This window comes from Diplocloster agilis (genome assembly GCF_019042275.1).
Taxonomy (GTDB): domain Bacteria; phylum Bacillota; class Clostridia; order Lachnospirales; family Lachnospiraceae; genus Diplocloster; species Diplocloster agilis.
Genome location: NZ_JAHQCW010000004.1, coordinates 165,727 through 177,019 on the forward strand (window position 1 = coordinate 165,727; position 11,293 = coordinate 177,019).

Here is an 11,293-nt window from a genome sequence, read left to right on the forward strand (position 1 = left end):
TTCCTCCAATCTGAATGTACATCAGTTTCTATATAAATTATTATAAAGGTCCGATACTTTCAGGCAAATATTAAAAATTAGGCATTTAACTAATTAATTAGAAATCTCAACGGTTGCTTTTGTTGAATCGAAGTTTCGTCTGCGGAGGTAATAAAAAGGAATAGGAATGACTCCCAGGCAATTCAGAAATATGTCCTATGCCCTTTCAGATCCCGATGACACGCTTCTACATTAATGCTTCTACACTAATGTCGTTTTTTTACTATGAGGAAACGGAAAATTAATCTATAATATTTTGGAAGAAGAGGATACTTAGAAAAAAGGAGGCTGCCTATGAACTGGGAACCATGGACGGGCTGTTACAGAATAAGTGACGGCTGCGCAAACTGTTATTTTTATGGGCCGTATGCAAAACGTTATGGGCAGAATACGATTCTAAAAACAGATAAATTCGACTGGCCCATAAGAAGAAATAAAAAAGGCGAATACAACATCAAAGGGAATAAAATTCTCGCCACCTGCTTTGCCACCGACTTTTTCCTGCCGGAAGCAGACGAATGGCGTAAAGAGGCATGGGCTATGATCCGGGAACGGACGGATATCGATTTTCTGATCCTGACAAAGCGGATTGACCGATTTTTGGTGTCCCTCCCCGCCGACTGGGGCGAGGGCTATGATAATGTGAACATTGGCTGCACGGTAGAAAACCAGGCGTTGGCCGACTACCGGCTTCCCCTGTTTTTGTCCTATCCGATGAAGCGGCGGTTCATCGCCTGCGCTCCGCTTTTGGAGGCAATCGATTTAACCCCCTATCTTCACGGGGTGGATCATGTCACCGCCGGGGGCGAAACGGGGCGTGAAGCCCGCGAATGTGATTATGAATGGGTGTTAAATATACGGGAGCAATGTGTAAAAGCGAATGTGACCTTTTGGTTTAAGAATACAGGTTCACTGTTCAGACATGACGGCATTGTCGAAAGAATCAATCCATATAAGCAGACCGGCATGGCGAAAGAGCTTGGTATTGATATTTCAGACGGAAAACGGCTGTTTTGATCTTATAAACGCAAAGACAAAAGGCAGGTGATATTAATGGCTTCAAGTCCGGACTTTGTAGAATATGTCTGTGATCAGATCGGCGGCGCCGGGAGCATCGCCTATAAGAAAATGTTTGGGGAGTACGGTATTTACTGCGACGGCAAAGTGATTGGCGTAATTTGCGACAACCAGTTTTTTGTGAAAAAGACCGAAGCGGGCGCGGCCCTCTATCCGGATTTCCAGGAAGCGGCTCCCTACGCCGGCGCAAAACCGCACTTTTTGATTGACTGTGTGGACGATAAGGAACTGATGGCGAGGTTCATCCAAGCCACCTGTGACGAGCTGCCCGCGCCAAAGCCGAAAAGGAAGAAATAAACCCAGGAGATTAAAAGTCCTCCTGTTCTTTTTGCAGTAATTCAAAAAATGCTTCCGCCGTCATGGGTTTTGCAAAGAAATACCCCTGTCCATATTCACATTCATACTGCCGCAGCATCCTTAACTGTTCTACGGTTTCGATTCCTTCCGCCAGCGATTGTGTTCCGGACAATTCCTTGCAGATCTGCATCGCATGTTTCATGATAATGCGGCTTTGCTCGTTGCTGTCCAGCTCCTCCACCAGAGATTTGTCAAATTTAATTTTGTCGAATCGAAGCTTAGTCAGAATGGACAGATTCGAATAATTAGAGCCAAAGTCGTCCAACACAACGCAGAACCCCTCCTCCGACAGCCGTTTCATCAGCGCGGCCAGCTGCACCGGCTCCATTTTATTGATACTCTCGGTGACTTCAATCGTGAGTTTTTCCGCGGGAACTCCATATAGCCCGGCAATCCGCCGAAGCCGCTCCACGATATCGGGGGCCATCAGGGTAACCCGGGAAAAGTTAGAGGAGAGGCTGGTTTCGATGCCCTGCTGTTTCCATTTCTGAAAATCTTGGCATACCGTCTGAAACACATGCAAATCCAAATGGCTGATAACCCGTTCCCGTTCATAATAGGGGACGAAGTAGTTCGGCGGAATCAGGCGTCCGGATTCCCCCCGTTTTCGGACCAGGGCTTCTGCTCCCACAATCCGGCCGGTTTTCAGACTGATCTGGGGCTGGTAGTGAACAACGAACCGGTGCTCCCCGATATCCCGCAGAATTTCCGTCGCACTGCCGGTACGGATTCGTCCGTCGCCCCGCAGGACATAGTGGTAATATCCCTGTTTCTCCGCATACATCAGATCATCCGCACGCATGATTTCATCACCGACGGAGATATTCCCCTCCTTCCAGGTACAGCCAATGGATACGTCATAGTCCTCCATCTTTTCAAAATCCTGGCGCAGTTCCTCCGTGAGCATCTGAAAGTCCCACTGCTGAATATCTTCGCAAAGCACCACGAATTCATCTCCGCCCACCCGGTAAGCATCCGCCGCCGCATGCGCTTTCAGGAATTCCGCCACGTTTTGGATTACCCGGTCTCCATATTCGTGGCCGAAGCTGTCGTTGATTTTTTTCATGCCGTTGATGTCGATATAGATCACGCCAAAGGAGTGTAAATCCCGAAGGGAAAGCTGCTTTAATTTTTTTATGTAGCAGTTGCGGTTGTTCAGACCGGTGAGCAAATCCGTATAGCTGGCCCGTTCCAGCTCCTGGGTCAGCCGGCGCCGTTCCAGCTCATCCAGCACAAAGCTGCATACACTGCGCAGCAGGGATAAGTCGTCCGCATTTCCCGTGGGATTGTCAACGCCCAAAAGGCCGATGATTTTCCCTTTTTTCATCAGCGGCGCAGCCAAAAGGCTTTTAATGCCCTGATCACTTAAAATACGGTATTCCGGAGAATCTACCGAATAATTTTTGTCCAGGGAAGTAAGATAAAATTCCCCCACGGACTCGAATTTTTCGTTCCATTGCGCGATGTAATCCATAGGGATTCCCTGCAAGTTCTCCATCTCCTGCGATACGCCGGGCGCGCACCACTCAAACGTATTCCAGATGGCGTCCTTGCTATATTCAAATATATACGCCCGGTCCGCCGCATAAAAGCGGCCGATCAGTTCCAAAAAACGGTTTACCGCAACTGTGACGTCCGGCTCGCCGGAGAGCGTCTGGATGCAGGCTACCAGTGTTTCCTCCACAGTCAAGCGGCTGGAAACCCGGTCGAACTTTACCTTTTGCTCGGTGATATCCCGGGCGAATTCAAGCCGGACATTTTTCCCTTTATACGCAACCAGGGTGTCTGTAATATCCATCCATTTTTGCAGTTTTTCATTAAAATGCTCCCACCGGTAGTTCTGGTTCACCGCTAATTTTCCGGTTGTGCAAAAAGGACAGGGAGCGTCCTGGCCCTGAATCAGTTCATAGCACTTTTTCCCATAGCATTCCCCGGCGTTCCTGCAACCGCACAGCGTTGCCGCCGCCTGGGTCATATACAGAATTTCATAGGTATCCGTGTCACTGGCATATGCGATTAAATCCTGCCGTTCGATAATTAAGCGCTCAAAAAAGGCGTCTCCCACCGCAATCACCATTCCCTTCTCAGGATTTTCTGCTTCTTAGTCCGGTCCGGCTTAAAAACGCGCCTCCCGGATGATCACAGCGCTCAAAGCCACTTTTCCAGCAGCCGGTGAAGCTGGTCTAAATCAAGGGGCTTAGCCAGATGCCCGTTCATGCCCGCGTCTTTTGTCTTTTGACGGTCGTCCGCGAAGGCGTTGGCTGTCATGGCGATGATCGGAAGTGTTTTTACATCCTCCCGGGGCAGCGCGCGGATTCGTTCAGCCGCCGTGCAGCCGTCCATGACCGGCATCTGCATGTCCATAAATATCAGATCATAAGTGTCGGCTGGAGAATCCTTTATCCGCTCCACCGCCTCCCTGCCGTTTACCGCCGTGTCAATCACGGCGCCTGTCTCCGACAAAATTTCCACGGCGATCTCCCGATTCATAGCGTTGTCTTCTACCAGAAGAATCCGTCTGCCTATGTAAGAGCCGCCCATTAACGGCCTGGTTTCCGGTTTCTCTTCCGGGACGGCGCCTCTTACAAACCGCTTCAGCTCATACACGAGCCGGGAACGGAACAAGGGCTTCGTAATAAAACCGTTGGCGCCGGCCTGCTTGGCGGTATCCATCTGCTCGGACATATCGTAGGCCGAAAGCATGAGGATGGGCAGGCCGTCTCCGACCTTCTCCCGGATGAGCCAGGCTGTCTCCACACCGTCCAGCCCCGGCATCCGGTAGTCCAGGATAACCGCGAAATAATCCCGGCCGTTGGCATGAGCCTCCTCCACCTTTGCGACGGCTGTCCGGCCGTCTCTGACCTCTTCCGTTATCATGCGCAGCTCTTTAAGCCGTTCGCAGGTATTGCGGCTGGTAATCTCGTCGTCGTCCACCACCAGCACCGGCAAACCGGCCAATACATCGTCGCCCACCGCGTCTTCCTCTGCTTTGAGACAGACCGATACGGTAAACCTGCTGCCTTTCCCATAGGCGCTCTCCGCCCGGATCGTCCCGCCCATCAGTTCCGCAATCTTTTTGCAGATGGACATCCCAAGGCCTGTGCCCTGCACCGACATGATCTTTACGTCATCCGCCCGTTCAAATGGCTCGAAGACACGGCTTAAGAACTCCGGCTTCATACCGATCCCGTTATCCGATACCACGAACTCGTAACGCGCCATGTCCGCCCGGCCGGAAGGCGTCTCGCTTAGCTCCAGGTAAATTCTCCCGCCCTCGGGCGTATATTTTACCGCGTTCGACAGCAGATTCAACAGCAGCTGCTGAAGGCGCTGCAGATCGCTGACCACCGTCTCATGGACGATATGCTCAGCGTAGGTTTGGAATTGGAGGCCTTTCTCCTGGAGCAGCGGCTGTATCATGGTCACCACGTCCTGCACCAGCTCCGCCAGATTCACTTTCTCTTCAGCCAGCAGCATCCGGCCGCTTTCCACTTTGGACATATCCAGCACTTCATTAATCAGGCTCAGCAGAAGATTGTTGGAGACCATGATTTTTTCCGTGCAATCCTTAATCCGCTCCGGGTCTTGTATATGCGTGTCGATAATCCTGGCCATACCCTGGATGACATTGAGCGGCGTGCGCAGGTCATGGCTCATGCGGGACAAAAAGTCCGACTTGGCCCGGTTCGCATGCTCCGCCGCGGTAAGCGCGTCCTGCAGGGCCGTCTTCTGTTCCGTCAGCTGTTTTTGCATTTCCTTCAGCTCGGTAATGTCGGTGACATCGATGAAGACCGTCAGATAGACCGGGTCGTCGGCAATGGAATCAATACAGGTACAGTGAATCCGAAACCACCGTTCCCGGTCATACCGGTCTTTTATGTGAATCGTCCCTTCAAAGGGTTCGCCCCGGCGGAAACGGGGGTGATTTTCTTCGATGATAACCCTGCTCTCCGGCTCCAGGGCGGCGTAGACATCAAAGGAATCCAGCCTATCCATATCCACATCAAATATTTCCGTGATGCGGTCGCTGGCATCGGCCATGACGATTTTATCCTTGAGAATGCGGTGCTTTACGATAAAGCCCGGGATATTGTCATACGCAACCGCTTTTTCCTGCTGGATCTGCATCAGATCCGTAACCTCTACCATGGTAGTATAGGCCAGCCTTTTTCCGTCGATATACTCGTCCGTGAAAAAACCAGTCATTTTAACCCAGCTGGTTGAACCATTTGGAATTTTCAGCGGCACAAAGAGCTCATAGCTCGTTTTTCCCGCCGCGTACATTTCCCTGATCTTATTGTGGATTTTCTCCCAGCTGTCTTCGTTGGTCCTGAAATATTCGTCGCAGTGGTTGTGAAAGGCGGCCTCATATTCTTCCCTGGAGTATCCGATCAGCTCATAATAAAAGTCGTTGGCCCAGACCACCGTAAAATGCTCATCCACCAGATGGCGGCTGACGCTGACCCGCATGGCCTGCATCAGTATCTCCTGCTCATTTTTCGTCTGGACCAGCTCCGTGACATCGGTCATTACCGTGTACGAGGTGCGGCAGCCGTCAATATATTCGTCTGTGAAATAGCTGAACAGCTTGACCCAGTAGCTGGAGCCGTCCTCATATTTCATCGGCACAATCAGTTCATACTGATCGCCGCCCTGCGTCAGGACTTCATTCACCTTCTGAGTCAGCATCTCCCAGCCTTCCGGGTTATTTTTGTAAAATTCGTCGGGATGGTTGTGAAACAAGGTCTCGTATTTTTCTTTTGAGTATCCGATGAGACGGTAGTAATGCTCGTTGGCTCGCACGCAGGTATAATGCTCGTCGATGAGGTGCTTGCTGACGCTTACGTTCAAGGCGCTCATAAGCATGTCCTGTTCTTGGGTCAGCTTTTCAAATTCCTGCCTGGCCTGCATCATCTCGGTCACGTCGGTCAAAGTGGTGTAGGCTACCTGGCAGCCATCGATATACTCGTCGGTAAAGGCTGCCTGCAGCTTGACCCAGTAAGGTTTCCCGTCGGGATGAATCAGCGGCAGGTAGGCGGAATTGCCCTTTTCTCCTTTGGCCATAGCGTCCGCTACGGACTCCGACAGGAGCCGTAAGCCCTCGGGGTTATTATAGAAGTATTCGTCCGGCCGGTTATGGAACCGGGCCTTAAATTCCGTCTGCGGATAGCCTATCAGGTCGTAAAAAAAGCTGTTCGCCCAGACGAGCGTAAAATGTCCGTCCAGCAGATGCTTACTGACGCCGACATTCAGCAGACGCAGCAGGGTGCTGTATTCATAATCGGCCGCCGCCTGCCTTTCCAGCTGCTTAGCATTCTCCTCATTCTTATCCAACATCTTGCTATAACCTTTCCTTCGGTGTATTCTTTATACTTTTTGTATTCTCTATGCTTTTTTTATTTTTGCTTTGCTTCTTTGTTTTCGCTTTGCTTTTTTGTTTTCGCTTTGCCTCTTTTTACCTTGCTCATTTCTCTATCAGTTTATTATAGCTTGTTTGATTAGCAAATGCAATAACCATTACATACCGGCCCAAGATCCCGTATTCCCGGCCTGCATTATGGATTTCTGCCTTAATCTGTGCTATACTTAACTCCTAAAAATCAGGAAAATAAAAGGCTCAATTTCGGTGTATAGACGGAAACTCAGGGAACTATAAGACGTTAAGAGAAGGTTTCTTGTAAGACCTTAAGAGAGGGAGGATGCATGGTGCAAAATAACAGTATGGCCGATATTATCTATGATTACTTTACATCCCGGATTCTGTTCGGTTATTATCTGTTCGGCGACCGTCTTCCTTCCATCAGCGATATCTGCCGGCAGTTCCAGGTCAGCGCCCTCACTGTCCGAACCGCGCTGATCCGGATGCGTGAGGAGGGCTACTTAGAAACCACCGAGCGCAAGCGCAGTACCGTGATCTACCGCCCGGACGAACAGCAGGAGCAGCGGTACCGGACTGCTTATCTCTCCCGCAAAGAGGGCATGGACGACATATGCCGGAATGCATATATTATTTTCGACCCCATCGTTCACCGGTATCTGGAAAAGCAAACGGAAGATTCGATCAAACAAATCCGGTCTCAACTGCAAAAGGACAAAAAACACCCGGTCAAACAGCTTATCATGTTCTATGCGGAAGTCATGCGGCCGCTGAACAATCCGCTGGCGGTGAATCTGCATTGGGAAATCGTCCGTTATCTTCAGACGCCCTACCTTCAGAAATCCGCTAATTTTGAAGATCTGGACGTCGCGTCAAAGCACATGGAGCAGATGTTGCATCCGATCGAAGAGGGGAATACAGAAAAAGCGCTGGAGATCTCCCAGGCGTTCAGCAAGAATGTCACGCAGATGTTCTTTCGAAGCCTGGCCGGCCTGATCGATACCGAACAGCCGGTGGAGCCGGTACCGTTTAAGTGGCAGATTTACAGAGATCACCCGCAGCTATGCTACACGCTGGCCGCTGAGCTGATGAGCCGGATAGATGCGCGGGTCTACAAACAGGAGGAACTTCTGCCTTCCTGTCAAATGCTTGCGCGGGAATACGGCGTTTCCCTCATCACTATGCGTCGGACGTTGGATCTTTTGAACGAAATCCACGTCACCAAATCGGAAAATGGCATCGGAACCCGGGTGATTTCCGCAAGGCTTGCCGGCCCGCCCAACTTTTCCCATTTGCAGATCCGGAAAAGCCTTCTCCTGCTGCTGCAGTCCATGCAGCTTTGCGCCCTGACTTGTAGGAATGTGGCGGTAAATACCTTATCTTCCCTGGACGGCAGGGATTTTCAGGCGCTTGACCAGGAGCTTAGCCGGCTTGTTAAGGGGGGCATGACCTACCTGACCGCTAAAACCTGCCTTCTGTTCATTGGAACGAACAGCCCCTCCGCCTTCATCCGGGAGGTGTACCGCCAGCTCTGTCAGCTGCTGCAATGGGGCCACGCCCTGCACCAATTTTCTCAAAAACTGGATGCCGGCAGATTTTACGAGGTACATACCGCGAGGCTTCGGGAGGCCCTTCGCCGCCGCGATGCAAAGCGCTTCGCCGACGGACTTTCGGAGCTGGTGGAACTCAGCCTCGAGGGGTCCAAAACGATGCTGTTGGAGCTTGGTTTTCAGGAGGATCAGCTGGTATAGGGACAGCTTAAGAATGGATATGAGACGGATATAACACTTGTTGGATGTAATCATGAAATTTATGATTGTTCAGTCCAAGCCAAAAGTATCTTCCATAGACAACATTATCTTCTATATTATAATCTAACTCGCTTTTGATTTTATTGTCCTTATAAATGAAAATATTCAAATGTTTTTTATCCGTTTCTAGTAAGCTGCTAAATCTGCGCGGATATATGACGGTATCATCTATAATGGAAGCCAACTCATTTTTATCGTCGGTATCGCTAATCATTATCGCTCCGGTATTTGTGTCAATTACGATCCAATCATAATCTTTACTTTTTATATTCTGAAAGGGTCTGCAATCTATAGAATAGTTTCCGTAAAGGGTAGTACCTATGCCTATCATCATCATTATAATGATCCCAATAGAAATTCTAAATTTGATTTTCATAACTTTCTCCCCCTTCACTATCACGGCAAATTCATCTCATTCGCCGTATTTCGACATGACATGGAGCAGCTCTTTTTGGTTTCTCAAGCCTAATTTTCTAAGGATCGACGTCTTTTGGTTCGATATCGTTTTGGCGGAGGACTGTATTCCTCCCGTATTCCCCATGATGTATTCCAATACCGACTGTTCCGCCGGAGATAACACCGATAGGACGGCGGCGCGGATCAGGCACTCCTGAGGGGTATATCCGGTCGCGGTTCCCCGGATTGTCTGTACCAGGGATTCAAACTGGCTTTTGAACACATAACCGGAGGCAAAGCCTTTGACACTGGCATCGATCACTAACGCCGGATTCTCAATGGCGGTCAGAATGATTACCTTCGCACCGGTGGAAACTCGTATTTCCCTGGAAGCCTCGATCCCTTCCAGCTCCAGATCGGACAGGTTCAGATCCATCAGCACGATGTCCGGCTCGGTTTCCACTGCCAGGCGGACCGCCTCCTGCCTTGTCCCACAGGCTTTTACCACTTGCATATCTGCTTCTTTATTTATCATTTTCTGGATTAGATACCGAAAATCCTGGTCATCCTCTACCACCAGCACTTTGATCACAGGCGACACGCTTCCACCTTCTTCTTTTCTTTTTTACTTTTATCGGAAAATACAGGGAAATGCTGCTTCCTTTTCCCGGCTCGCTTGCAATACGGATACATCCGTCATGTTCTTCCATCACATTATAACAATAATATAGCCCTAATCCCATGTGGGAATCCATCGCTTTCGTCGTATAGTATGGATCAAACACATTTTCGACCGCTTCTTTCGGAATCCCGCGGCCGTTATCCGTGACCCGGATCTCCGCTTTTCGCTGCCGGGGATACCGCACATAGGACAGACTTATCTCCCCCTTTTCACTGATCGCTTCATAGGCATTGCGGATCAGATTGTTCAGGACCTCTATCAGATGCGCCCGGTCGCAGAGAAGCGGGGTATCGTCACATGCTGCGATACCGATTGTAATTTCCTTATTATGGAATTTCTTCTGTTCCTCCATACACTGCCGGAACACCTCCGCTATATCACACTCCGACAGATGCACGACAATCTGATCGGAATAGATCTTCGTCCGGTTGATAAATTCTTCCAGATGGTTGACCGAACGTTCCACAATCTTCAGGATGTCCTCTTTTTCCTCGGATTCCTGTACCTGAAGCAGCTGCACACACCACCGGATTTTGGAAACCTCATTTTTCAGCGCATGTCCTACGTACTGGGCATTTTTCTGTATAATCATGGAATCGCCGGTCCAGTCGTAGGTCTCCCGCCGCAGTCTGGTCCCCCAGATCCCGTCCCGGAACACATGGTAAAGATAATAAATCATCAATATCAGGATAATCAGCATATTCCCCTGCCATGCCTTAAAGTACTTATGCAATCCCAGGATATGAATAGCAAACGCACTGATCAGCCAGTACCAGATCGGCAGCAGAATAATGACTGCCACCATCTTCCTCTGCCGGTAGCGGTTACTCAACCGCTCCGCCAGCAGAGTTCTGACGATCATAAAGGTGCTCAGGATACCGTAGCTCCAATTGTAAACGGCAACCGAAATATAATATTCCGGCACCTGAAGCTGATAATATCTGGTTCTGGTATAAGGGCAAAAAACCGCGTATACCGCGCAAGGCACAAAGACCAGGACTTGCGCCCAGCGGAATAACCTGGGATGGCGTTCATCCAGATGGCAGAAATGAAAACTAAATACCATGACCGCAGGCATGGCAAAATAGTACAGCATAGCTGTGAACACGGAATAAACTGATAGGGAAAAAGATTCGGTCATCCATGGAACCTGTTTCGACATCAAGTACGGATTCAGAGTAAAATAAAGATATTCCTTGAATACACCCATACTGAAAAACATTCCGCTCAGAAAGCACCAGAAGTTCAGCTTGTTTTTTACATTCGACAAATAGATCAAAATGAACAGGATCCAAATCAGAAGTGTAAACACCAGTAAAAATTCACCTGGCAGTCCCTGAGGCGCATGCTCCGTATTTTGCAACATCTCCCTGACCGTCCCCTTTCACCGTTGTCTGAAACCTACTATTCCCAAGTGCCCTTTTTAAAATTATATCACTTTTATATGTCTTAGCTTCCTAAAATTTATGGGAATTTCTATCAATAAAATAGCTGCCGCAGGAGGCGCGGCCATGGGCCGTCCGGTCGGAAATCCCACCGGACAGCCTGCCGCCT

8 protein-coding genes are annotated in these 11,293 nt (G+C 49.6%); 3 read left to right on the forward strand and 5 right to left on the reverse strand.

The features are described from left to right. The first annotated feature begins 333 nt into the window (after positions 1 to 333). The gene (locus tag KTH89_RS04160) at positions 334 to 1,056 is read left to right on the forward strand and encodes a DUF5131 family protein (RefSeq protein ID WP_158342350.1); all 723 of its coding nucleotides are present in this window, start codon (positions 334 to 336) and stop codon (positions 1,054 to 1,056) included. Positions 1,057 to 1,092: 36 nt separating this feature from the next. Continuing rightward, a complete protein-coding gene (locus KTH89_RS04165) occupies positions 1,093 to 1,413 on the forward strand; it encodes a TfoX/Sxy family protein (RefSeq protein WP_158342351.1) in 321 nt (106 codons plus the stop codon). A gap of 10 nt (positions 1,414 to 1,423) precedes the next feature. Here KTH89_RS04165 and KTH89_RS04170 read toward each other — a convergent pair whose 3' ends face one another. Both KTH89_RS04170 and KTH89_RS04175 read right to left on the reverse strand, forming a co-directional pair. Further along, positions 1,424 to 3,550, reverse strand: a complete 2,127-nt coding sequence (locus tag KTH89_RS04170) for a sensor domain-containing phosphodiesterase (protein WP_238720710.1) — start codon at positions 3,548 to 3,550, stop codon at positions 1,424 to 1,426. Between the two features lie 71 nt (positions 3,551 to 3,621). Then, positions 3,622 to 6,810, reverse strand: a complete 3,189-nt coding sequence (locus KTH89_RS04175) for a PAS domain-containing hybrid sensor histidine kinase/response regulator (RefSeq protein ID WP_158342352.1) — start codon at positions 6,808 to 6,810, stop codon at positions 3,622 to 3,624. Positions 6,811 to 7,176: 366 nt separating this feature from the next. Between KTH89_RS04175 and KTH89_RS04180 the strand changes: the two genes are divergently transcribed. Then, complete coding sequence (locus KTH89_RS04180; protein WP_238720711.1) at positions 7,177 to 8,601, forward strand: GntR family transcriptional regulator; 1,425 nt, start codon at positions 7,177 to 7,179, stop codon at positions 8,599 to 8,601. A gap of 7 nt (positions 8,602 to 8,608) precedes the next feature. On the opposite strand, the gene KTH89_RS04185 is transcribed toward KTH89_RS04180, so the two are convergent. Genes KTH89_RS04185 through KTH89_RS04195 form a run of 3 tightly spaced genes read right to left on the reverse strand, consistent with a single transcriptional unit; the run spans position 8,609 to position 11,105 of the window. Then, on the reverse strand, positions 8,609 to 9,037 hold the full coding sequence (locus KTH89_RS04185) for a hypothetical protein (protein WP_158342354.1): 429 nt from the start codon (positions 9,035 to 9,037) through the stop codon (positions 8,609 to 8,611). Positions 9,038 to 9,073: 36 nt separating this feature from the next. After that, positions 9,074 to 9,658 carry a response regulator transcription factor gene (locus KTH89_RS04190; RefSeq protein ID WP_238720713.1) on the reverse strand — a complete coding sequence of 195 codons (585 nt, stop codon included), beginning with the start codon at positions 9,656 to 9,658 and terminating at the stop codon, positions 9,074 to 9,076. Next, positions 9,621 to 11,105, reverse strand: coding sequence for a sensor histidine kinase (locus KTH89_RS04195; protein ID WP_158342355.1), 1,485 nt, complete (start codon positions 11,103 to 11,105; stop codon positions 9,621 to 9,623). The genes KTH89_RS04190 and KTH89_RS04195 overlap by 38 nt, the downstream gene beginning before the upstream one ends. Positions 11,106 to 11,293 lie beyond the last annotated feature (188 nt).